This is a genomic window from Pseudomonas sp. NIBRBAC000502773, from assembly GCF_006517195.1.
In the GTDB taxonomy this organism is placed as follows: domain Bacteria; phylum Pseudomonadota; class Gammaproteobacteria; order Pseudomonadales; family Pseudomonadaceae; genus Aquipseudomonas; species Aquipseudomonas marginalis.
On sequence record NZ_CP041189.1, the window covers coordinates 375,299 to 398,700 of the forward strand.

At 64.9% G+C, this 23,402-nt stretch carries 14 protein-coding genes; 10 read left to right on the top strand and 4 right to left on the bottom strand.

Annotated elements, in window-relative coordinates; all coding sequences use genetic code 11:
- Nucleotides 1-3 precede the first annotated feature (3 nt).
- The 8 genes from NIBR502773_RS01575 to NIBR502773_RS01610 all read left to right on the top strand — a co-directional run bounded on the left by NIBR502773_RS01575 (nt 4) and on the right by NIBR502773_RS01610 (nt 11,557).
- A complete protein-coding gene (locus tag NIBR502773_RS01575) occupies nt 4-936 on the top strand; it encodes a DUF58 domain-containing protein (protein ID WP_027608569.1) in 933 nt (310 codons plus the stop codon).
- Nucleotides 933-1,427, top strand: coding sequence for a DUF4381 domain-containing protein (locus tag NIBR502773_RS01580; RefSeq protein WP_065927988.1), 495 nt, complete (start codon nt 933-935; stop codon nt 1,425-1,427). Before NIBR502773_RS01575 ends, NIBR502773_RS01580 begins: the two co-directional genes overlap by 4 nt.
- Nucleotides 1,420-2,508, top strand: a complete 1,089-nt coding sequence (locus NIBR502773_RS01585) for a VWA domain-containing protein (protein WP_065942027.1) — start codon at nt 1,420-1,422, stop codon at nt 2,506-2,508. The genes NIBR502773_RS01580 and NIBR502773_RS01585 overlap by 8 nt, the downstream gene beginning before the upstream one ends.
- Complete coding sequence (locus NIBR502773_RS01590; protein WP_141155167.1) at nt 2,505-4,244, top strand: tetratricopeptide repeat protein; 1,740 nt, start codon at nt 2,505-2,507, stop codon at nt 4,242-4,244. Before NIBR502773_RS01585 ends, NIBR502773_RS01590 begins: the two co-directional genes overlap by 4 nt.
- A complete protein-coding gene (locus NIBR502773_RS01595; protein WP_141155168.1) occupies nt 4,241-5,881 on the top strand; it encodes a BatD family protein in 1,641 nt (546 codons plus the stop codon). Before NIBR502773_RS01590 ends, NIBR502773_RS01595 begins: the two co-directional genes overlap by 4 nt.
- 209 nt (nt 5,882-6,090) lie before the next feature.
- Nucleotides 6,091-7,332: an exonuclease SbcCD subunit D C-terminal domain-containing protein gene (locus tag NIBR502773_RS01600; RefSeq protein WP_141155169.1), complete on the top strand. Its 1,242-nt coding sequence runs from the start codon at nt 6,091-6,093 to the stop codon at nt 7,330-7,332.
- A complete protein-coding gene (locus NIBR502773_RS01605; protein ID WP_141155170.1) occupies nt 7,329-10,967 on the top strand; it encodes an SbcC/MukB-like Walker B domain-containing protein in 3,639 nt (1,212 codons plus the stop codon). The genes NIBR502773_RS01600 and NIBR502773_RS01605 overlap by 4 nt, the downstream gene beginning before the upstream one ends.
- On the top strand, nt 10,964-11,557 hold the full coding sequence (locus tag NIBR502773_RS01610) for a glutathione S-transferase (protein WP_141155171.1): 594 nt from the start codon (nt 10,964-10,966) through the stop codon (nt 11,555-11,557). The genes NIBR502773_RS01605 and NIBR502773_RS01610 overlap by 4 nt, the downstream gene beginning before the upstream one ends.
- Here NIBR502773_RS01610 and NIBR502773_RS30790 read toward each other — a convergent pair.
- The 4 genes from NIBR502773_RS30790 to NIBR502773_RS01625 form a co-directional block, all read right to left on the bottom strand.
- Nucleotides 11,554-11,679, bottom strand: a complete 126-nt coding sequence (locus NIBR502773_RS30790) for a hypothetical protein (RefSeq protein WP_256097795.1) — start codon at nt 11,677-11,679, stop codon at nt 11,554-11,556. The two genes, NIBR502773_RS01610 and NIBR502773_RS30790, sit on opposite strands and share 4 nt — an antisense overlap.
- Before the next feature lie 170 nt (nt 11,680-11,849).
- Complete coding sequence (locus tag NIBR502773_RS01615; RefSeq protein WP_027608577.1) at nt 11,850-12,029, bottom strand: hypothetical protein; 180 nt, start codon at nt 12,027-12,029, stop codon at nt 11,850-11,852.
- A 156-nt stretch (nt 12,030-12,185) separates the two neighbouring features.
- A complete protein-coding gene (locus NIBR502773_RS01620; protein ID WP_141155172.1) occupies nt 12,186-13,361 on the bottom strand; it encodes a lactonase family protein in 1,176 nt (391 codons plus the stop codon).
- Complete coding sequence (locus NIBR502773_RS01625) at nt 13,348-13,638, bottom strand: DUF5629 family protein (protein WP_065942019.1); 291 nt, start codon at nt 13,636-13,638, stop codon at nt 13,348-13,350. The genes NIBR502773_RS01620 and NIBR502773_RS01625 overlap by 14 nt, the downstream gene beginning before the upstream one ends.
- 139 nt (nt 13,639-13,777) lie before the next feature.
- Between NIBR502773_RS01625 and NIBR502773_RS01630 the strand changes: the two genes are divergently transcribed.
- The gene (locus NIBR502773_RS01630; RefSeq protein ID WP_141155173.1) at nt 13,778-18,634 is read left to right on the top strand and encodes a DUF6543 domain-containing protein; all 4,857 of its coding nucleotides are present in this window, start codon (nt 13,778-13,780) and stop codon (nt 18,632-18,634) included.
- Between the two features lie 43 nt (nt 18,635-18,677).
- Nucleotides 18,678-23,333: a hypothetical protein gene (locus NIBR502773_RS01635; protein WP_141155174.1), complete on the top strand. Its 4,656-nt coding sequence runs from the start codon at nt 18,678-18,680 to the stop codon at nt 23,331-23,333.
- Nucleotides 23,334-23,402 lie beyond the last annotated feature (69 nt).

Sequence of the window (23,402 nt, forward strand, 5' to 3'; positions counted from 1 at the left end):
TCGATGAACGCAAGCGATGGGGTGCGCGTCACGCTCAGCGAGCTGATCGAGATGCGCCACCGCGTGCGCGAAGTGCAGCTGTTTTCCACGCCAAGCCAGCGCAGCCCGCTGATCGGCCTGCACCACTCCAAGCTGCGCGGGCGCGGTGTCGACTTCGACCAGGTGCGCGTGTACCAGGCCGGCGACGACGTGCGCACCATCGACTGGCGCGTCACCGCGCGCACCCAGGAGCCGCACACCAAGCTGTTCCACGAAGAACGCGAACGCCCGATTTTCATCATGGTGGAGCAAAGCTGCCGGCTGTTTTTCGGCTCGGGGCAGATGTTCAAGTCGGTGCTCGCCGCTCAAGCCGCCAGCCTGATCGGCTGGGCCGCGTTGGGGCACAACGACCGCGTCGGCGGGCTGGTGTTCGGCGACAACGAGCACTACGAAATCAAGCCGCGCCGCAGCAAGCAAAGCCTGCTGCAATTGCTCAACCGCCTGGTGCGCGTCAACCAGAGCCTGGACACCGAAAGCCGCCCGGAGGCCGACGCCCTGGGCATGGCCCTGCGCCGTGGCCGCGAAGTGCTGCGTCCCGGCAGCCTGGTAATCGTGATCTGCGACGAACGTGCCCTCACCGAGGGCGCCGAGCAGCAATTGAGCCTGCTGTCACGCCATTGCGACTTGCTGCTGTTGCCGATCTCCGACCCGCTGGACCACGCCCTCCCCGCCGCAGGGCTGCTGCGTTTTGCGCAACGCGGGGCGCAATTGGAACTGGATACCCTGAACTTCGATTTGCGCCAGGCCTACAAGGCCCAGGCCGAAGCGCGCATCGCCCGCTGGGAACTGCTCGCACAGAAACTGCGGATCCTGCTGATGCCCCTGAGCACCCAGAGCGAAATGGTCGAACAACTGCGCGAATACCTCAACCCGCAACGCCCGGTTAAAAAGCAATGAGCAGCCTCGACCAACTGCAACCGCTGATCGCCCCGCCGCCCATCGGCTTCTGGCCGCCCGCGCCGGGCTGGTGGCTGTTGCTGCTGGTCATCCCGTTGCTGGGTTGGGGGTTGTGGTCGCTGCGCCGCTTCTTGCCGACTCGACGCCCCCTGGCCCGCGCCGAACAACCGCTGGACCCGCTGCGCATCGCCGCCCTGGCGGAATTGGCGCTGATGCCCAAACCCTACGATGGCGCGCCCGCCGGTGCCTGGCTGCAACAGCTCAATGGCCTGCTCAAGCGCCTGTGCCGCAACGACTATCCCTATAGCCAGAGCCATACCCTCAATGGCCGCAAATGGCTGGCATTCCTCGACAACCGTTGCCCGGCCGCCGGCCTCACGCGCTGGATGGTGCTGGTGGAGGGTGCCTACAAACCCGAATGCAAACTCGACGACAAGGCCATCGCCGGCCTGACCCAAGCGGTCGACACCTGGATTCGCAAACATGTTTGAGTTCGCCTGGCCATGGATCTTCGTCCTGTTGCCCTTGCCCTGGGTGATGCGGTTCATCCTGCCGGCGGCCGACAGCGGCGAGCCCGCCCTTAAAGTCAGCTACCTCGGCGATCTCGAAAGCCTGGCCCGCCGCCGCGCGCGGGTGAACCTACCGGGCTGGCGCCAACAGGCGCCCTTCGTGGTGCTGTGGCTGCTGCTGCTGAGCGCCGCTGCGCGCCCGGAATGGCTGGGCGAACCACTGCCGATTGCCGCCAGCGGCCGCGATTTGCTGGTGGCGGTGGACGTGTCCGGCTCCATGGACTTCCCCGACATGCACTGGCAGGACGAAGACGTCAGCCGCCTGAACCTGGTCAAGCACCTGCTCGGCGACTTCCTTGAAGGCCGCGAAGGCGACCGCGTGGGCCTGATCCTGTTCGGCAGCCAGGCCTACCTCCAGGCGCCGCTGACCTTTGACCGCCGCACCGTGCGCACCTGGCTGGATGAAGCGCGCATCGGCATCGCCGGCAAGAACACCGCCATTGGCGATGCCATAGGCCTGGCGCTGAAACGCCTGCGCCAGCGGCCTGCGCAAAGCCGCGTATTGATCCTGGTTACCGATGGCGCCAACAACGCCGGGCAGATCAACCCACTGACCGCCGCGCGCCTGGCGGCCGAAGAAGGGGTGAAGATCTACCCCATCGGCATCGGCGCCGACCCCGAGCAAACCGGTTCCCTGGGCATCCTTGGCGTCAACCCGAGCCTGGACCTCGACGAGCCGGCACTCAGGGCGATTGCCGAGGCCACCGGCGGCCAATACTTCCGTGCCCGCGATGGCCAAGAGCTGGAAGCGATCAAGCAGACACTGGACAAACTCGAGCCTGTCGAACAACAACCGACCCAGGCGCGCCCGGCGCTAGCGCTGTACAGCGGACCGCTGGCCCTGGCGCTGATCCTGAGCATGTTGCTGGTGATCCAGGAACGCTGGCCGAACAACGCCCTGCAACGCGGGTTCAACAAACTGTCGAGCAAGGGGATCTTCCTGCAACAGCATCCGGAATGGCGCCAGCGCCTTAAACGCCTGCGTCTGCGGAGGCGTCGATGATCGCCCTGTGGCCGCATTGGTTCCGACCCTGGTGGCTGTTGCTGCTGCCACTGCTTGGCTGGTTGCTGTGGCAACTGTGGCACCGGCAAAAGCGCGCCGGGCGCTGGCAGATGATCCTGCCGCCGGCCTTCCACGCCGTGCTGCTCAGCGGTGGCAACGGGCGCGAAAGCAAATCGCCGTGGATGTTGCTGGGCCTCGCCTGGCTGTTGGCCGTGCTGGCGTTGCTGGGTCCCAGCTGGCAACGGGTTGAACAAACCAGCCAGAAACCCTCCGACCCGTTGGTGGTGCTGCTCGAACTGACCCCGGAAATGCTCGCCACCGACAGCCCGCCCAACCGCCTCGAACAGGCACGGCGCAAACTCTACGACTTGTTGCAGGCGCGCAGCGATGCGCAAACCGCCATCGTCGTCTATGCCGGCAGCGCCCACACCCTGGTGCCGCTGTCGGACGACCTGGCCACCAGCCGCAACCTGCTCGAGGCCCTGCGCCCCTCGATCATGCCGGAGTCCGGCCACCGCGCCGACCTGGCCGTGGAGAAAGCCCTGGACCTGCTCAAGCATGGCGGCCTGGGCCAGGGTCGCCTGCTGCTGGTCGGCTCATCGCTGTCCAAACAGGAACGCCAGGGCATTCGCCTGCTGCTGCAGGGCAACCAGGCGCCGAGCCTGTCGATCCTGGGCATCGGCAGCCGCGAAGGCACGCCGGTGACCCAGGAAAGCGGCGAATTCCTCAAGGACGAACAAGGCGCGATCCTGGTACCACGCCTCGACAGCCCGACGCTCAAGGCCTTCGCCAGCGAAATGGGCGGCCGCTACCGGGCCGCACGCCTGGACGATAAAGACCTGCGCCAGCTCAGCGTGCTGGACCCGCCCCAAGCCCTGCGCAACGACGGCCAGTTACTGCACCTCGACACCTGGGCCGACCAGGGTTACTGGCTGCTGCTGCCGCTGTTACTGCTGGCCGCCTGCGCCGGGCGGCGCGGCTGGTTGTTCTTTTTACCGCTTCTGCTGTTGGGCACGCCGCAACCCAGCTATGCCTTTGAATTCCAGGATCTGTGGCTGCGTCCGGACCAGCAAGGCCAATACCTGCTCAAGCAGAAACGCCCCGCCGAAGCCGCCGAACATTTCGAGGATGCCCAATGGCAAGGCGTCGCCCTGTACGCGGCCGGCAATTATGCCGAGGCCATCAAGCGGTTTGCCGAGGGCAATGACGCCTATTCCCACTACAATCGCGGCAACGCCCTGGCCAGGTCCGGTGAACTCGAAGCGGCCATCGACGCCTACGAACAAGCCCTGGAAGCCCAGCCCGACCTGCAACCGGCGCTGAAAAACAAGGCCCTGGTAGAAGCCTTGATCCAGGAACAGGCAGAACCCGAGCCGCAAACGCCAGCAAAAAACGAGGATGACGAAACCACCCAACCCGGCCAAACTGCGCAACCGGGCGCCACTGGGCAAAATGCCACAGGTGGTGAGCAATCGTCCCAGGGCCAAGGCGAAGCCGGCACGGGCGACACTCAGGCCGGCACCCCGCCGCCAGCCGCTGACAACGACGTGCCGGGCAGCGAGTTAGGCGATGAGCACACCACCACCCCGCCGCTGCTTGCTGCCGACGCCAACCTCGACGGTGAACACCGCCAGGCCCTGGAACAATGGCTGCAGGAGATCCCGGACAATCCCGGCGAACTGCTGCGACGCAAATTCTGGTACGAACAGCAACAGCATCAGGACAAGACTCGATGAGCCGCCGCACCACCCTTCTGCTTCTGCTCGCGTTGTCGGCAGGTCACGCCCAGGCGGCCAGCCTGGTCGCCAGCGTCGACCGCAACCGCCTCAATTCCGGGGAAACGGTGGAACTGACGGTGGAGTCCAGCGATGTCACCCAGTTCGGCAAGCCCGACCTGTCGCCCCTGGATGCGCAGTTCGAAGTCAGCGGCACGCGCCAGCTCAACCAACTCACCACGCTGGGCGGCGATAACCATGCGACCACCCGCTGGATCATTACCCTGCTGCCCAAGCAGAACGGCACGGTGGTGATTCCGCCGCTGCAAGTGGGCGAGTACACGACCCAGCCGATCAGCCTGCAAGTGCTGGAAACCACCAGCCAGGACACCAACGCCGAACTGGCCCCGGTGTTTGTCGAAGCCAACCTCGACCAGACCAGCGTCTATGTCCAGGCCCAGGCACTGTTGACCGTGCGCGTGTATCACTCGGTGTCGCTGTACGACGACAGCAGCTTGACGCCGTTGCAGATCCCCGATGCCCGTGTCGAACAGTTGGGCGAGTCGCGTACCTATGAAAAGGTCATCAACAGCATCCGCCATGGCGTGATCGAAACCCGCTACGCGATCTACCCGCAGCACAGCGGCACCCTGGAGATTCCGTCGCAGACGTTCAGCGCCACGCTGGTGGAGTCGCGTCCGCCCCAGGAAAACACACTGCAGGGCACCAAGCCCGGCAAGCTGATCCATGTGAGTTCGGCGGCGCTGCCACTGGCGGTCAAACCCAAGCCCGCGCTGTACCCCGTCGATGCCCCCTGGCTGCCGGCTCGCAGCCTTACGCTCACCGAGAGCTGGAACCCGGAGCCGGAACATGTACAAGTCGGCGACTCCCTGACCCGCAGCCTGACCGTCAAGGCCGAGGGCCTGTCCAGCGCCCAACTGCCGGCCCTGCCCAGCACCGACATCAATGGCCTGCGCCGCTACCCGGACCAGCCGGTGCTCGGCAACCAGACCAGTGACCGTGGCCTGATCGGCAGTCGCGAGGACCGTGAGGCCCTGGTACCCAACCGTGTCGGCGCCCTGGAACTGCCTGCCGTCGAGGTGGTGTGGTGGAACACCCACGAGGACCACCTGGAGCGCACCAGCCTGCCAGCCCGTAACCTGCAAGTGGCCAACAACCCCAGTCTGACGGTGGACACACCTGCCACGCCGACCATCATTACCGCACCGGACGACAGCCGCCTGTGGCTGTGGCAACTCAGCACCCTGCTCCTGGCCTGCACCACCCTGCTGGGCTTCGGCCTGTGGTGGCGTGCCCGCTGGCAACCGGCGGTACTGCGTGCAGCGCAAACCGGCCCGAGCCCACGCACCCTGCTCGACGACCTCAAGCGCGCCACCCAGGCCAACGACCCCCAGGCCACCCGCCAGGCACTGGATGCCTGGGCGCGGCAACAGCCGGAAACCCTGGCGGACATGGCGGCGCGGTTCGTGCCGTTGTCGGATGCATTGGATGGGCTCAACGGCGCGCTCTACAGCGAGAGCGGTCAATACTGGCTGGGCGAAGAGCTGTGGCGTGCGGTCAAAGCCATCCCGATGACCGAGCGCGAGCAGGACCCGGCGACGGACAGCACCAGCTTGCCGCCGCTCTATCCCAAATAACCCCCCGCTACATTCCTGACACTCCACAAAATCAAATCAACGCTGAACTACGGCTGTTGTGGGAGATTTTTCAGGGCCTGAAAAGTTGTGTAGATACCGATGGCCATCGGAGGCAAGCCTCCTCCCACATTGGATCTGCGTGGTCTGGAGCAGCGTGTTCGCAATACAGGTAAACTCCCCTCCTTTTCATATTCTCCACGGAGTTCGCCTTGCGTCTGTTCCACACCTCCGACTGGCACCTGGGCCAAAACCTCCACGGCCAGGAACGCGACTTCGAACACGCCTGCTTCCTCGAGTGGCTGCTGCGCCAGATCGCGGCCCAGCAACCCGATGTGCTGTTGATCGCCGGCGATATCTTCGACACGGTCAACCCGCCGCTCAAGGCCCAGGAGCGCCTGTACGATTTCATCATCAGCGCCCACGAACAAAACCCCAAGCTGACCATTGTGATGATCGCCGGCAACCACGACTCCGGCTCGCGGATCGAACTGCCCGCGCCGTTGATGCGGCGCCTGCGCACCCATGCGCTGGGCCGCGTGCTGTGGCTGGACGACGGCCAACTGGACGCCGAACGCCTGCTGATTCCCCTGCCGGATGCCAAGGGCAAGGTCGCCGCGTGGTGCCTGGCGCTGCCGTTCCTGCGCCCGGCGGAAGTCACCGGTGCCCACCTGGGTGATGACTACCTGCAGGGTATCGGCCAGGTCCATGAATGGCTGATCGCGGCGGCCAACGCCAAACGCAAGAAAGGCCAGGCGTTGATTGCCATCAGCCATGCACACATGGCCGGCGGTTCGGTGTCGGAAGATTCCGAGCGCAGCCTGATCATCGGCAATGCCGAGGCGCTGCCGGCCAAACTGTTCGACAAAAGTGTCGGCTATGTTGCCCTCGGGCATTTGCACAAGCCGCAAAAGGTCAATGGCGAGGAGCGCATTCGCTACAGCGGCTCGCCGATACCGCTGTCATTTTCCGAAATTGGCTATAAGCACCAGATCCTCGACGTGACGTTCCAGGGCGAACGACTGGTCAGCGTCGAACCGCTGCTGATTCCCCGCTCGGTCAACCTGCAACGCCTGGAAGCCGCGCCCCTGGCCGACATCCTCAAGGCCTTGGCAGAGCTGCCCGACATCGACCTGCTCGCCGAAACCCAGCGCCACCCCTGGCTGGAAGTGCGCGTACGCCTCGACGAGCCGCAACCGGACCTGCGCCAACAGATCGAAACCGCCCTGCAAGGCAAGGCCGTACGCCTGGTGCGCATCGCCGCCGAATACGCCGGCCAAGGCCGTCACGACGACAGCAGCGAAGACGCACTGATCGAACTCGACCAGCTCACGCCCCAGGAATTGTTCAGCCGCGCCTGGCAGGACAGCTACGGCAGTGAAGTGGATGAACAGACCTTGAAGGATTTCGCCGTGCTGCTTCAGGAAGTGCAACAGGCAGGTGAACAGCCATGAAGATTCTTGCCATCCGCCTGAAAAACCTCGCCTCCCTGGCCGGCCCGTTCGAGATCGACTTTACCGCCGAGCCCCTGGCCAGTGCCGGGCTGTTCGCGATTACCGGGCCGACCGGCGCCGGCAAAAGCACCCTGCTCGATGCCCTGTGCCTGGCGCTGTTTGGCGCCGTACCACGCCTGGGCGATACCGGCCAGGCCAAGATGCCGGATGCCGACAGCGATATTTCCATCGGCGATCCACGCACCCTGATCCGGCGCGGCACCGGTGGCGGCTACGCCGAAGTGGACTTTGTCGGTGTCAGCGGCCGTCGCTACCGGGCGCGCTGGGAAGCCAATCGCGCCCGCGACAAGGCCAGCGGCAAGTTGCAGAACAGTCGGCAGAGCCTGATCGACCTGGACAGCGACCAACTGCTGGCGAGCCAGAAGACCGAATACAAGACCCAGCTGGAACTGGCCCTGGGCCTGAACTTCGAGCAGTTCACCCGTGCCGTGCTGCTGGCGCAAAGCGAGTTCAGCGCCTTCCTCAAGGCCAATGACAACGAACGCAGCGAACTGCTGGAAAAGCTCACCGACACCGCGTTGTACACCCAGCTCGGCCGCCGCGCATTCGACAAGGCCAAGGAGGCCAAGGATACGCACAAACACCTGCAGGACCAGGCCACCGGCGTGGTGCCCCTGGCCCCCGAGGCGCGCGCCGAACTGGACCGGCAATTCGACGCGGCCCAGCAACAGCTCAAGACCCAACAGGCCCGACTCAAGCAATTGGAGTTGCAGCACACCTGGCTCAAGGAACTGCGCGAATGGCAGGACCGCCAGCGCAGTGCCACCGAACAGTTGCAGCGCGCGCAAGCGGAGTGGGACAACCAGGCCACACAGCGCCAGGACCTGAGCCGCCTCGACCAACTGGCGCCGCAGCGCCATCAGTTTGCGCGCAGGGCTGAACTGCTCACCTTGCTGACGCCACTGGCCGCGCAGATTCAGCAGCACACCGAGCAACAGGCTGAACTGCAGACCCGCCAGGCGCAACTGCAACAACAGCAGACCGCGGCCCAGACGGCGCTGGTTGACGCACAGCAGCAACAAACTGCCGCCGCACCCCTGCTACGCCAAGCCTTCGATGCGCAAAACACCCTCGCCCACCTGACCGAGAGCCTGGGCAAATTTGCGTCTGAAAAACAGTTGGCGCAAACCGCCTGCACTGAAGGTCAAGCCAACTTGAATGGCTTGCTCGACAAGCAAAAACAAGTCGACGAGCGCCTGCAACGCCTCGCCGCCGAACTGGAGCGCAGCAGCGCACTCGCGCCGTTGGGCGATGCCTGGAACGCCTACCGCGATCGCTTGCAACAGTTGATGCTGATCGGTAATCGCCTGAACAAAGGCCAGGCCGAACTGCCACAACTTGAACAGCGTGCTACCAGCGCCGCAGAAAAATTTGCCCAGCAACGCGAAGCCCTCGACCTGCTGTATCAAGAAGCCGGCGCCGAACCCCATGCCGTGGCCGAACAGGTGCAACTGCTGGCCAGCCTGTTGCAGGACAATCGCAAGCAGCAGCGCGCCTTCGAAGACCTGTCACGCCTGTGGGACAGCCAGCAGCAACTGGAGCAGCAAGCCGTTGCCCTCATGCAAAAGCTCGCCGATGCCGCCCGGCAACGCGACCAACTGAACCAGACCGGCCTGCAAACCAAGGCCGAGCTGGCCGTGGCCGAACAGACCCTGACGGTGACCAAGCAACTCTTGGAGCGCCAGCGCCTGGCGCGCAGTGCCAGCGTCGAGGAATTGCGCGAACAATTGCAGGACGGCCAGCCCTGCCCGGTGTGCGGCAGCCATGAACACCCGTACCACCAGCCCGAAGCCTTGCTGCAGAGCCTCGGGCGCCACGACGACAACGAAGAGGCCACGGCGCAGAAAGCGGTCGATACCCTCAAGGAAAAACTCACCGAACTGCGCGGTGAAGTCGGCGGCCTGATCGCCCAGCAAAAAGAATTCCTGCAACAACAGGAACACTTGGTCACCCAACAGCAGGCGCTCCAACCCAGCCTGGACGCGCACCCACTGGCGGCCTCGCTGTTCAATCAGGACGCAGCCAAACGCAGCCATTGGTTGGCCCAGCAACTCAGCCAACTGAGCCAAAGCATCACCCAGGACGAACAGCGCCAGGGTGCCCTGCTCAACCTGCAGCAAAACGCCGGGCGCTTGCAGCAACAACTGCAAGCCGCCCAGGACGCGAACCAGCAGGCGCGCCAATTGCTGGTGGACCAGCAACGCGAGCTGTCCAACGACCGCGAGCGCCTCGACGAAGAACTCAACGCCTTCGCCAGCCTGCTCCCCGCCGACACCCTGGAAGGCCTGCGCAGAGACCCGGCCGCGACCTTTATGCAGTTGGACCAGCAGGTCAGCCAACGCCTTGAACAACTGGGCCATCAGAAGGATGAGCTGGCCGAGCAGCAGGAACGCCAGCAGGCCATCGAGAAAGAGCACACGCACCAGCAGCATCGCCAACAGCAACTCGAGGCCCTGAACCAGCAATTTACCGAGCTGGCCGCGCAGCAACAGGCCGCCCAGGAAAAACTCACTGCCCTGCTGGGCGAACACCCCAGCGCCGAACACTGGCAACAGCAACTGGAACAGGCCGTGGTGCAGGCACGCCAGAGCGAGACGGACGCCAACCAGCAGTTGCAGGACATCCGCAACCAACTGATCCAACTGGCCGCCGACCTCAAGGCCCAGCAGGAGCGCGAGCAAGCTTTCGAAGCCGAACAGCACAGCCTCGATGCCCGCACCACCGAATGGCGCGCCCTGCACCCCGAGCTGGATGACGAGGGCCTTGCGCGTCTGCTGGCGTTCGATGACACACACATCGCCACGCTGCGCGAGCATCTGCACAGCAGCGAAAAAGCCGTCGAGCAAGCCAAGGTATTGCTCCAGGAACGCGAACAACGCCTCGCCGAACACCAGGCCCTGCACAACGGCAACCTGGACGCCGAACAACTCGACGACGCCCTCGCTGCGCTCAATCAACACTTGGCCGACGGCGAAAAACACTGCGCCGAACTGCGCGCGCGCCAGTCCGAAGACCAGCGTCGCCAGGACGCCAACAGTGCCCTGGCCGAACAGATCGCCAAGGCCTATGACGAGTGGCAACGCTGGGCACGCCTCAACGCACTGATCGGCTCGGCCACCGGCGACACCTTCCGCAAGATCGCCCAGGCCTACAACCTCGACCTGCTGGTGCACCACGCCAACGTGCAACTGCGCCAACTGGTGCGCCGCTACCGTCTCAAGCGCGGCGGCAGCATGTTGGGCCTGCTGGTGATGGACACGGAAATGGGCGATGAACTGCGCTCGGTGCATTCGTTATCCGGCGGCGAGACGTTCCTGGTGTCCCTGGCCTTGGCCCTGGGCCTGGCGTCGATGGCGTCCAGCACCTTGAAGATCGAATCGCTGTTTATCGACGAGGGCTTTGGCAGCCTCGACCCCGAGTCCCTTCAATTAGCCATGGACGCCCTCGACGGCTTGCAGGCCCAGGGGCGCAAGGTGGCGGTGATCTCCCACGTGCAGGAAATGCACGAACGCATCCCGGTGCAGATCCAGGTCAAGCGCCAGGGCAATGGCCTGAGCACCCTGGAGGTCAAGTGAGCGAGGCGCTGCTGTACTCGTTCCGGCGCTGCCCCTATGCGATGCGCGCACGCCTGGCGCTGCGCTATTCGGGGGTGGCGGTGCGGATTGTCGAGGTGAGCCTCAAGGCCAAGCCGGCCGAGATGCTGGCACTGTCGCCCAAGGGCACGGTGCCGGTGCTGGTGGTGGATGGCGAGGTGATCGACGAGAGCCTGGCGATCATGCAATGGGCCCTGGCCCGGCATGATCCGGATAACTGGTTATTGCAGGGGGATCCGGCGGTACTTGAGCTGATCGCCGAGAACGATTCAACCTTCAAGCATCACTTGAATCGATACAAGTACCCCGAACGCTATCCCGAGCAGCCGGTGGAACACTATCGAGCCGAAGGCGAGGTGTTCTTGCAGAAGCTCGAGGGGTTGCTGGCCACTCGCGCCTATCTGCTGGCCGACCACCCTGGCCTGGCGGACATGGCGCTGGCGCCGTTTATACGGCAGTTTGCCCACGTGGACCGCGAATGGTTTGCCGCTACGCCGTACAAAGCGTTGCAACGCTGGTTGGAAGGCTTCCTGCAATCCCCCCTGTTTATCGACGTGATGGCGAAGGCTTAGCCTTCGATCAGGCTCAACAACCGCTCGCGAGCGATCTCCGGTTCGCCGTCCGTCAATTGCACGGATGACAGGATCGGGGTGGAATAAAGGGCGAGGATAAGTGCGGCGAGTCGAAGTGCCATGCTGTCGATTCCATAAAAGAGCGCGTCAATATTTAAGCGTCAATTTAAGCACATGGCAATGCGCCACTACCTCATTTTTTCTTTGACAGATACACAAACGCCAAACCACTCGAACGCACGTTAACGTTCCAGTGGTTTGGCGTCTGCTTGTGTGCTGGGTCAATCAGCGTTCATTGCTGGGTCTTGTGATCCAGGGCGGCGTAGAAGTTGGCGCTTTGTTGCAGGTATTTCTGGGTGTAGGCGCTGGTGCTGGATTTTTTGCCGCTGACTTCCACGCTGGCGGCGGCAGGCAGGGCCACGGTGGCGGAAACGGCGGAGGCGGCGATGACGGAGAAGAGATTCAAGTTCATGTCGGTAACCCTTGTGTTCGTTCGGTTGGATGGCCGGGGAAGGCCTTGGAATCCAACTTACGCCCGAGGGTTGAACCTTAGAAATGCTTTGAAACAGTAGCCGCTATTAATACAATTAATACTAAGGGTCAGGCCCCGCATGGCGGGGCCTGTGGCTTATTGACGCCCCAGGAACTTGAGGTCGCTGGGGGCATCGATCGGCAATTTCTGCACGGTTTTACCCAGCTGGCCGGTCTTGGGGTCACGTTCGACCACCACGATTTCGTTGCTCTTCTGGTTGGCGATCAGCAGGAACTTGCCGCTCGGATCGAGGCTGAACTCCCGCGGGTGGTCGCCTTCGACGCTGCGACGCTGCAACTCCTTGAGGTGGGCGGTGGCCGGGTCCACGCCAAATACGATGATCTGGTTGGCGGTGCCGCGATTGCTCACGTACAGGAACTTGCCATCGCTGGAGGCGTGCAGTGCGGCGCCGGCCTTGTCGGATACCGGTTGGCCGGCGGCAAAGTCCACCAATTGCGTCTGACTGAGCTTGCCATCGGCGTAATCGAAGACCGCGACCTGGGCGCTCATTTCGGTAGTCAGCCAGGCATGCTTGCCATCGGCGCTGAACAACAGGTGACGCGGGCCGCTGCCCGGTGGCAGTGGCACAAAGGCCGGATCGGCCGGGGTCAGCGGCAGCTCGTGGTTGGCCTTGGGGTCGTAGCGATAGGCGAACAGCTTGTCTGCGCCCAGGTCCTGCACAAACACGTACTTGCCATCCGGCGACGACACCACCGAATGCACATGGTTGGAGGCCTGGCGCTCAGGATTCACACGACTGGCCGGGTGTGCGCTCAACTGCACCGGTGCCGACAGCTTGCCCTCGGCATCCACCGGCAGCACCGCCAGGCTGCCGCCCGGATCTTCCAGCACCGAATAGTTGGCGACGAACAGGTAGCGCCCATCCGCCGCGACGCTGGAATGGGTCGGCTCGTTGCCCAGGCTCTGCACCTGATTGACCAGGGTGAGCTGATGATTCTTCGGGTCGATGCGGTAGCTGCTGACACGGCCGACCGGGTCTTGCTGGCCCGGGCCGTTTTCATTGACCACAAACAGGTGCTTCTGGTCTTTGGAGACGGTCAGCCACGAAGGGTTGGCGGACTTCGCCGCCAGTACCGGCTTGCCTTGGAACTTGCCGGTGCGGCTGTCGAATTGCAGGCGATAAATGCCTTCGCTGGAGCCGGCGGTGTAGCTGCCCACCAGCAACTCATAGGTGTCCGCCGGTGCAGCCTGCACCGACATCGCTCCCACACTGCCGGCCATCAGCAGCGGCCAGAATTTACGCATCATCATGCTCGTCTTCCTCGTCGTTATTGTTGCCGGTGAAGGCGGCCATGCACACCAGGCGGTGCTCGCCCGAATCACCGGTGAGGGTCCAGCTTTGCAAGGCGTCATCAAAGGTCGCGGCCTGCACCTGTGCCAGGCTGAAGGACCAACGTTTCTCGGCCCGACCGTCCATGCTCTTGATCAGCAGCTGTTGATCGTCGAGGCTGAAATCAAAGGCATGCAGCCCATCGATTTCGAGCATGTCGCTGGTGTGGAGTTCAGTAAGCAGGGAAGCGGCAGTCATCAGGCTCATTCATCGCTGGAAAAAACGCTGATGATAGGCCAATCCGGCCACGCCGTCGTGTCGCGATAGCGGGCTACCGCACGGCAGCGGCCGGCGCTTGCCATTCTGGGGGCGACCTCCCCACAGAATGGAATCTCCTATGCCAGACACTTCAAACGCCACGCCGACAGGGCCGCTGCACTTCGCACACCGCAGCAACACCCCGTCCCTGGCGGTCGCCCAGCAGTTCGCCACACGCCCGACGTTACGCCAGGTGGTGGAACGGCACCTGCACGAACGCCTGCAGGAACAGTTCCCGGCGCTGCCCCTGGACCTGCCCACCCTCAAGCTGGCCACCCCCAACCAGCGGCGCGGCTGGGACCTCAGGCGCTTGACCGATGTGGTCCTCGAGCACTTGGGCAATGGTACGGCCCTGAACCTGACCCAGGTGGTCGACCAACGCCGCTGCTTCCTGTCCCAGCGCCCGCCCTCGCGCTTGACCTATGAGGCCAATGGCCCCCGCGAGCCGGACATGGCGGTGATCGAACGGCTGATCCTGGACCTGGCCTTCACCCTGCCCATCGCTTTTCAGCAAGCCCTGGCCACCTATTGGAACGGCGCTGCCGACACCGGCTCCAGCCGCTGGCAATGGCTTGGCGATCTACTGGCGGACACCCTCAAAAGCAGCGCCAGCCTGCTGCCCGCCGGCACACCTCGGAACATGCTGGACAGCGTGACCCGCCAGCCTGACCGGCGTGAACGCCAGGCCGGGGCCAATGGTTTTGTGCATGCTTACTGCCTGGAAGCCTGTGTGATCCGGCACGGCCGTGAAGCCCGCCTGCTGAGCAGCGACCTGCTGTTGGTGCAAGGCCACCAGGCCTTGCTGTGCCAGGCGTCGGGCAGCGTCGAGCCATTCGCCTCACTGGAGGTCTTCACCCAGGCCTGGGGCCAGCGCCTGAGCCAGCGGTTGCAGGTCGACAAGGTGGTGGTCAGGCGCTACGAGCCCGATGGCAATCTCTTCGATACCCAGGCCGCCCTGTTGCTCAACCAGCAACTGGATGACCTCGAAGCCATCGCCCTGCCCGCCTCCGACGGCGTGCGCAGCCTGGAGCAGCGTTTTGCCTTGGCGACAGACCCCAGCGCCGTCTTTGTCGCTGCGCCGGCACCCGACCCGATACATCAGGACGCCATCCAGACGGCGTTGCCCGCCTGGCTGCAGAGCGCCAATGCCCAGCAGCGTTTCGCCTATCGCCAAGGGCTGTTGGAACAGGCAGGCTTGCAGCGCCAACAGGCCGGGGCGTCGTTCCTGGACGGGGTCGAGAGCCTGCCGGCCTTTGCCTCCCGCACCCTGCGCGAGCAGATGCGCCGCGACCACCCTGGCGCCAGCGTGGAACCGGACAACCTGCGGCTGACCTTCCATGTCCCGGTGGGTGACTTGCACAGCGGCTACCTGGCACCGGTGACCCTGGGCCTGACCGAGCTGGCCATCAAGAACCTCGCCGCCGCGCCGCACGGCCGCATGACCTTGCAGGACACGTCCGGGGCCGCCCTCCCGGCCTGGCTGACCGAGGACTATATCCTCGGGGAAAAAGGCCTGTTCCACAGCACGCCAGGCCTGATCCGCCAAGTGGATATCGGCCGGCGCTACCCGCAACACCTGCGCGACCTACTGCTGGGCGACAACCCGCAGGTACGCCGGCGCGAGGCGCTGTTCGGCCAGGCGCTGACCGTACAACTGCCGCACCAGGCCCTGGAACTGGCGATTCGCGGGCAACAGGGCTTCAGCTTCCTGGGGTATCGCTACGTCAAGGCCGTGCTGCACCCCAGCGCGGCGGGGCGCGTGGTCGACACCCTCGACATCGTGATGCGCCCGCTGGCCTTCGCCCGCAAGCCCGCTGCCGTGCCGGATATCGTCGGCAACATGTTTATCATCGAACCCCGTGACATCGACGCCGGGCCGTCGATTCTCTATCGCCCGCTGTACTCTGACGCGTTGCAGCAATTCGCCAGCCGCGCGGCCCTGTTCGACGCCATCGCCCAGCCCGGTGCACTGCAAGACAGCGTGCTGGCCTGGATGAGCGACAAGGCCCGGCCGATCTACAGCCACGGCGGCTTCCGCAGCCCGCATATCCTGCGCTTCGGCCAGGGCGATGACACGGTGCAGTGGCCGGCGCCGCCGCCCGCGCAGTTGGTACAGGAGCTCAATGGCAGCGAAGTCGAGGGTTCCCTGGCGCAATGCCTGGCCACCGGCAACCTGACCCAGTACCTCTACGGCAGCAACGCCCGGGCGCTGGTGGACCTGGCGGATCGCGACGCGGTGTCCAATGCCGAAAGCCGTTGGGCGGTGTTGCTCGAAGGTGGCTGGCTGCTGTTCAACGCCCTGCTCTTGCCGCTGCTGCGCGGGCCGGCGCTGGTTGCAGGCTGGATGGTGCAACTGGCGGTCAGCCTGCGGCACGATATGGCCGCCCTGCACGGCGACGACGCCGTCGCCCGCGAGCTGGCCTGGGTCGACGTGCTGCTCAACATCGGCCTGATCCTGCTGCACATGGCCCCCCGGCAACACCCGACCCTCGAATTACCCTCGGAGCCCGCCTTACCGGCCACCCTCGCGGCCCTGCAGCGCCCGCCAGGCCTTGCGCCACGTCCGGCCACCCCAGTGGAACTGGGCCCGGTGGGCCTGCCCGCAGAGCCGCCGGCCGGCGACCGCACCCTGGTCGACTTTGTCCATTCCAACGCCCGCGACGCCAGCCGCCGGCGCCTGCTCGAAGCCCTGCGCGAACTGCATGTGCCATGGCCGGTGCCGGCCCCCGAGCCGCTGGACGCCGGTGTGTTCAAAGGGCTGTACCGCATCGACCAGCAATGGCATGCCTCGGTGGGCGGCCTGCTGTTTCGGGTAAACATCGCAGCGGACCTGGGTGAGGTGTGGCTGATCCATCCGCAGAAACCGCAGCATCCAGGCTTCGTGCTGGTGCGCAATGCCCAGGGCCAATGGGGCCTGGACCTGGGCCTGAAACTGCGCGGCGGCGGGCCGAAAAACCGCCTCAAGGCCAAGCTGGCGCACATCGACCAGCAGCGCACCCAAGCGTCGGAGGAGATCAATCGCATCAGTGATGAGGTCAGCGGCCTGATCAAACGCCTGCAGCCTATCGACCAGGTGCTGGATGCCGCCCGGCAGAAGTTCGAGCAGGCCCACAACGCCCTGGGTTTGGCCCGCACCCGCCTGCGCGGCGCACCTGACGACCCGGCGCGGGTGGCCGAACACCTCGCCAGCGTCGCCCAGCGCTCCCGGGCCAGGGCCGGGTTCCAGGTATTTCAGGAGCGCTTCGACGCGGCCGCCGCCGAGTTGCTGCAACAGCGGCGCGCCTTGATCGAGGCCTACGGGCGGATGAAAGCCGTGGACAGCCGCTTCGACTACGAAGGGCAGTGTGTGGAGCAATACCAGTCGATCCTGGCCACCGATGAAATTCGCGTCAGCCAGTTGTCGTCCCTGTACCTGGCCACGTTTGTGTCCGAGCAAGGCGAATCGCTGATCGAGTTGCAAGGCAGCGCCCAGGATGTGCAGGCGCTGCGCTATGTCAACGACCTGCTGGAAACCAACTTTGCCGTGTCCGAGCGCCATGCCCAGGCGATGATTGCCATCGAGGACACCCTGGAGGCGATGGCCGCACGTTTGAAAACCGGCGCGGCCCAGCGCCTGAATTACCTCAACGGGCATCCCAAGCGCCGGTTCTACAACCGCCTCAATGCCACCCTCGAATCCCTGGATGTGCTCACCGAGTTGAGCATCGACCAAACGATCCCGGCCACTACCCCGCAGGAGCACTATTTCCTCGCGCGCCATGAGCACCTGCAATCCTCCCTGTCTGCCCTGGAAGACTCCCACCTGGACCTGCTGACCACCGAAGGTTTCACTACGACCGAACGCAAGGAGGTGCTGACCAACCTGGTCAGGCATTACAACCGGCGCCTGCAGATTTACCAGAGCCTGCTGGAACTCGACTCGCCCCTGGCGCACCCACGCTACATGCCGCTGCTGATCGAGCGGTTGAACACCGTGCGCGACAGCGCCGAGGCCGACCTGGCGGCGCTGCTGCGCGAAGATGAATTCCTGCCGCCGCAACCGGGGGCCTTCAAACCGGTGCGGGTCGCGTCAAGAACCAAACGGGTGTTCAAGTCGCGGGACAAGGGCACCCTGGTGGGTGACCTGGAGCCGGCGCAGCGTGACCAGCCCTTCCCCACCATCGTGACCCGCAACCCCATTACCCAGCAGGTCAGCGGGCGTTTCATGGAGCATCCCAACGAGGGCTGGGTGGAAATTGTCGAGGCCAGGCCCAGCCGCCCCGCCGAGCCATCCCAGGCACCGGCGCTGTCCACACTGCGCGCCCAGGCGCAACGGTTGCTGGAAGAGGTGCCGGCCATCGAGCGTTCCATCGAATTCCAGAAACGCAAACTCAGCGACCCCACGCGTCGCGATGACCTCAACCCGCGTGACTGGCACGACATGCTCGCGCACCAGGCCGAGCGCCTCGACAGCGTCGCGACAGAATTGTCCAGCCACGCGGCCGACAAGCCGGACGTGCTCCAGACCGTCGAGCGCCTGCGCCTGCGCGCCGACGAGTTGCGCGCCCAAGGCCGCCAGCATTGCATCGAAGGCTACAAGGCCCAGCGCCCGCGCCAGGAAAACATCGAGTTCCTGCGCGCCCATGCCGCCGTCGATATCGGCCTGGTCCACGGGCCGCAACGCACCGCCGTCAAGGACTATGTGTCGGAGTTCGCCGTGCGCGAGAAAAACCGCCTCACGGTGCTGTGGTATGCGCACTTTCACTACAGCCAGGCCGACAGCCCGCCGGGCGCTTATACGGCGGCCCATCTCAAGCGCCCCGAACAGCGGTTTGTCACCCTCCGGGACCTGATCGCCCAGGCCGGGGCAGATAACCGAAGCATCGTGCGCGACCTGTACAACCCGATCACGGCACCGCTGGATCAGCGTCTGTTCCTGAGCCTGCTGCCCGCCTGAAACCCCGCTATGCATGGCATCGCATCGCCTGAAAAGGATTTTTATGCAACTACCTGACCCTATTGCCCACGCCGTCAGCGCACGCTTCACTCAGCGCCCGGCGCTGGAAACCGTGATCCGCGAGCAACTCGCCACGGCCATCGGCGACACGTACCCCAGCCTCAGCCTGGACCTGCGCCACACCCGCCTGGCCCGGCCACAACGCCGCGGCTGGCTGCTGCAGCCCTTTATGCCGGTGGTACACGATGCCCTGGCCAGTGGTGCGCCATTGGATTTCAGCGAGGTCAACGGCTCGCCCTGGTACCTCTCGGACGAGCCGCCCAAACGCCTGAAACTGCCTGGCCTGACCGAGGAAAAACTCGACATGCAGGTCATCGCGAAGCGGGTCGGCGAACTGCCGCAAACGCTGCCCATCGCCCTGCAAAATGCGCTGGCGGCGTACTGGGACACCGGCCCCTGGCACTGGCTGGCCGGCGTCTTGAGAGACACCCTGCGCATCGGCGCCCTGGGCCAGGCCGGCCTGGACCAACCCGCCAGGGAAACCCTGGAACAATTGATCGACTGCCCTGACCGCGAGGCCCGCCTTGCGCGGCATGGCGTGAATGCGGTGTTTGCCTACGCCCTGCAAGCCACCCTCACCCACGCCGAACGCTCGGTCACACGGATGGGGCCGCAGCTGGCATTGATTCGCGCCGTCAACGGCAAGGTCTCGGTGGTGCTGTGTGACCCGCAGCGCACCGCCGAGGTTTTCCCGAGCATGGACGCCCTGATCCAGGCCTGTGGGCAGCGACTGAGCCGCCAGTACCAGGTCGACGACATCCTGATTCAACGCTACGAGCCCGATGGCGATATCTTCGAGCACCAGGCGTCGATGATCCTCGATCGCCAGCTCGAAGACCTGGGCAACCTGCGCCTGCCCACCGGCCAGCCGTTCAGTACCTGGCAGGCGCTGTACGCCGAGATCACCGATCCGGGGCGGTTTTTCCGCGACACGCCCGCCGCCCCGCCCCAGACCCTGGACACCCTGCGCCAGCACCTGCCGGCCTGGCTGCGCGACGCCGACGCCGACGACCAGGCCACGTACCGGCGCTACGCCCTCGCCATGGCCGGCGCCAAACGGCGCGCGGCGGGACGTACGGCCTTCAGCCAGATCGATGACCTGCGCACCTACACCGTCAAGGCGTTGTTACAGGCCTTGCAGCAGGATGCCGTGACCCTGGGCAGCTCGGCCCTCGCACCGCCCTCCGTCGGCGCCTTGCACCCCGATGACCTGCAACTGACCTTCACCATCGCCGCCGGCTACCCAGGCACCTCCGGGATCATCCGCCATGAACGCATGAGTTTGACCGACCTGGCCATCGACAACTTGTCCAGCCGCCCCAGCGGCAGCGTGATCCTCACCCACCGCCACGGCTTGCCATTGCCGGCGTGGCTGACCACCGACTACCTGATGGGAGCCGACGGCCCGGTGGCGCGCGTGGACATCGGCCAGCACTACCCGCGCCTGCTGGAAGCCCATTGGCTGGGTGAAAGCCCCGAGGCACGCCAGCGCGAAACCCTGTTCGCCGAACAACAGGCCGTGCAATTGCCGTTGCTGGCCCTCGAATTGGCCCTCAAGCAGCAAGCCGGCCTGAGCGCCCGAGGCGCACGCCTGGTGGCGGCACTGATGGAGCCCGAAGCCGCCAACCAGAAGGTCGACCAACAGCCGGTGGTGATCCGTCACCTGGCCCTGCTGTCGGCGCCCGCTGCCCATCCGGACACGGTCAGCGCCATGTACCTGATCGAGCCGCAGGACATCGGCGGCGGCCCCCATGTGTTGTATCGCCCGCTGTATGCCGAAGCGCTGCAGGAGTTTGCCAGCCGTGAGGCGCTGCTGGAGGCCATCGCCGAAACCGGGCCGCTGCAGGACAGCGTACTGACCTGGCTGAACGACAGGGCCCGGCCGATCTACGCAAATGGCGGGTTCCGCGAGCCCCACTCATTGCGCTTTGGCCAGGGCGACGAGTTTGCCCCCTTGCACAGGCCGGCGCCGGCCACCCTGGCCGCCGATGGCATCAATGACGAGTTGCAGCAGTGCCTGGTGACCGGGCGCCTGATGACGTACCTGTACAGTGATCACGCCCGGGCCCTGGTCGAACAGGCCAATCGCGAATCGGTGTCCAACAGCGAAAGCCGCTGGCAGGTGCTGCGCGAGGGCAGCAGCCTGTTGTTCGGCAACCTGTTGCTCCCGCTGCTGCGTGGGCCGGCCATGCTGACCGGCTGGCTATGGGGCCTGATGGCCAGCCTGGGCGAGGACATTCCGGCACTGGCCTCCGAAGACCCGCAAGCACGCGAACTGGCCAGCGTCGACCTGCTGCTCAACCTGGGGTTGCTGTTGTTCGAAGCCGTGCCCGTGGTCACCGCCGCGCCTCCCGAGCTGGCGACGGGGCTCAAGGACCAAGCGTTGCCCCCGCCCCTGGCACCGTGGATCGCCGAGCAGTGGCCGCAACCGCCCCCGCCCACCATCCGCGAAGGCGCAGTTATCCTGCCCGGTGCGCTGGAGCGGGTGGAAAACAGCGTGCTGGACTTGAGTTTTACCCAGGCTCGCCCCCGCCTGACCACGCTCCAGCGCCGCCGCCTCGCCAGTTTCAGCACCCCTCGCCCAACGCTCCTGCCCCAACCGGTGTTGAACGGGCCGCGCCGCGGGCTCTACCCCGTCGAAAACAGCTGGCATGCCCTGGTGGAAGACGCGTGGCTGCAGGTTGCCCTGGAGCCAACGGGCGATATTCGTGTGGTGACGCCTGGCGACGCGCCCCAGAGCGGCCCGTACTTGCGCACTGACGGCCACGGGGTGTGGTCGGTTGACACCCGCCTGCGCCTGCGTGGCGGCATGCCGCCCAAACGGATTGCCGCCGAACGCCAGCGCCAGGCACAGCGCATCAGCGAACTGAAGAAGAGCTTCGAACAGTTCGTCCAGGCACAGGTGACCGTGCAGAGTCAGCTCGACGTGATCCTGGCGGTGATGACCAGAACCGCGGAGGACCCACGTTTCACCGAAGCGCAGCAAGCCGACAGTCGTAAACGATTCGATACCGCACTGCTGGAACAGACCCAGGCTTACCAGCAGCAACTGGACAGCCTGCCGGAACGCAGCAGGCTGGGGATTGCCCTGCCGCCCCGGTCGGTGGCGAGTCTGCTGGAAAACATTGTCAACAACGCGCGCAAACATGTGGTGGTGGCCGAAAAAGACCGCGCAGCGCTCTACCGTAACCACCCGCGCTTCACCACCAAGGGAGGCCGCCTGGCCGAAGCGGTGCTGACCGATTTCCCGGCCTACCGCCAGTTCATCCGCGCAATGATTGCCATCAATGAACGCTCGGCGTACTGGCTCGAACTGCGCGATCGCTACCTCGATCAGCTGTTCAACCTCGGCACCGCCGGCGCGGAAGACTACATTCGCCTGACCGCGGAACGCCCGCAGGAAATCAGCGTGCTGGCCGTCAAGGACCTGCTGATGCGCAACTATGAGCTGATGACCCATAAACAGCCTGATCACCCTTTGGTGGGCGTGCTGATCGATATCCTTGAGCCGCTCCAGGAGCACTTGCGTACCCACAGTGACCTGAACGACCTGGAACTGTCGGCAGAGGAACGCGTCAACGTGCTGGAAAGCCTGGTGGAGCACTATGGTCGGGGGCTGGACTCGTTGCAGGGGATTGGCATCGTCAACGCCGATGAATTCGACGGCGACTATTTCGCCAAGCTGGTCAAGTTGGTGGAGGAGCTGTACCAGGAGGCCGCCAGGCAGCTGGCCAGTGAAATCAAGCCGCTTGCCCAACCCGCCCCGCGCCCGAGCCGGCGTAGCCCGACGGCGGCGGGCAGACCGCAGAAAAAGGTCATCCGCACCTCGAAAAAAGGCACTTTTATCGGCGAGGTCAAACCGCTGGGTACGCTGGAAACCGTGGAGGTTCGCTCGGAAGTCACGGGCGAGGTGCTGGGCACCTACTCGCAACGGGGCGAACAATGGATCGAGTTCAAGGAGTCGCCGCCCTCACCCACCGCGCCGACTGCCCGCAGCCTGAGCCTGGTCAGGGGAGAAGCGCGCAAACTGCTGGGCATGCTGGAAGAACACCTGAAACGCGGCGATCAATACAAGAAAATCTCCCGGCATCCGGAAGAGGTCCAGGAGGTGCTGCAGTATGAGTCGGTACGCTACGACAAGTTGGCGACCGAACTGCACCAGGCCATCCAGGCCCAACCGGCCGAGGCCCGCACGCTCGCGGACCAGAACCTGGAGCGTGACATGCGCCAGGCGGCGGCACGCCTGAGTGAGCGCGGCCTGGCCCTGCGTATTCAACTGTGCCTTGAGCTCCCCCCTACCCACGGCAGCCTGGAATTCCTGATCGAGCAAAAGCGCGCGAACATGGCGCTGCTGGGCGAGCGTATCCAGCTGAGCGGTGAACGAAGGGACTTTGTCCAGGAATATGCGATCAACGACCAGGGTGGCTACCCCTTGTGGTACGCCCACTTCCACTACCCGGCAGCCGACACGCCCAAGCAGGCCTACACCGCCGCCCACCTGAAGACCCGCGAACAGCGCCGGGTCAGTTACTACTCGCAACTGGCCAGGGCCCAAAGCCCACAGGCCGTGGTGGATGTGCATCGCGGCTTGATCGGCAAGGCGCTGGCGCAGCGCTGGTTCCTGCCGCTGGCCCGCTGATAGGACTGTGGCGAGGGCGCTTGCTCCCGTTGGACTGCGCAGCAGTCCCATTGTTGGGGCCGCTTCGCG

Coding starts and splice junctions, on each gene's coding strand:
- NIBR502773_RS01575 (WP_027608569.1), top strand. CDS start 4: ATGAACGCAAGCGATGGGGTGCGCGTCACGCTCAGCGAGCTGATCGAG.
- NIBR502773_RS01580 (WP_065927988.1), top strand. CDS start 933: ATGAGCAGCCTCGACCAACTGCAACCGCTGATCGCCCCGCCGCCCATC.
- NIBR502773_RS01585 (WP_065942027.1), top strand. CDS start 1,420: ATGTTTGAGTTCGCCTGGCCATGGATCTTCGTCCTGTTGCCCTTGCCC.
- NIBR502773_RS01590 (WP_141155167.1), top strand. CDS start 2,505: ATGATCGCCCTGTGGCCGCATTGGTTCCGACCCTGGTGGCTGTTGCTG.
- NIBR502773_RS01595 (WP_141155168.1), top strand. CDS start 4,241: ATGAGCCGCCGCACCACCCTTCTGCTTCTGCTCGCGTTGTCGGCAGGT.
- NIBR502773_RS01605 (WP_141155170.1), top strand. CDS start 7,329: ATGAAGATTCTTGCCATCCGCCTGAAAAACCTCGCCTCCCTGGCCGGC.
- NIBR502773_RS30790 (WP_256097795.1), bottom strand. CDS start 11,679: ATGGCACTTCGACTCGCCGCACTTATCCTCGCCCTTTATTCCACCCCG.
- NIBR502773_RS01615 (WP_027608577.1), bottom strand. CDS start 12,029: ATGAACTTGAATCTCTTCTCCGTCATCGCCGCCTCCGCCGTTTCCGCC.
- NIBR502773_RS01620 (WP_141155172.1), bottom strand. CDS start 13,361: ATGATGATGCGTAAATTCTGGCCGCTGCTGATGGCCGGCAGTGTGGGA.
- NIBR502773_RS01625 (WP_065942019.1), bottom strand. CDS start 13,638: ATGACTGCCGCTTCCCTGCTTACTGAACTCCACACCAGCGACATGCTC.
- NIBR502773_RS01630 (WP_141155173.1), top strand. CDS start 13,778: ATGCCAGACACTTCAAACGCCACGCCGACAGGGCCGCTGCACTTCGCA.
- NIBR502773_RS01635 (WP_141155174.1), top strand. CDS start 18,678: ATGCAACTACCTGACCCTATTGCCCACGCCGTCAGCGCACGCTTCACT.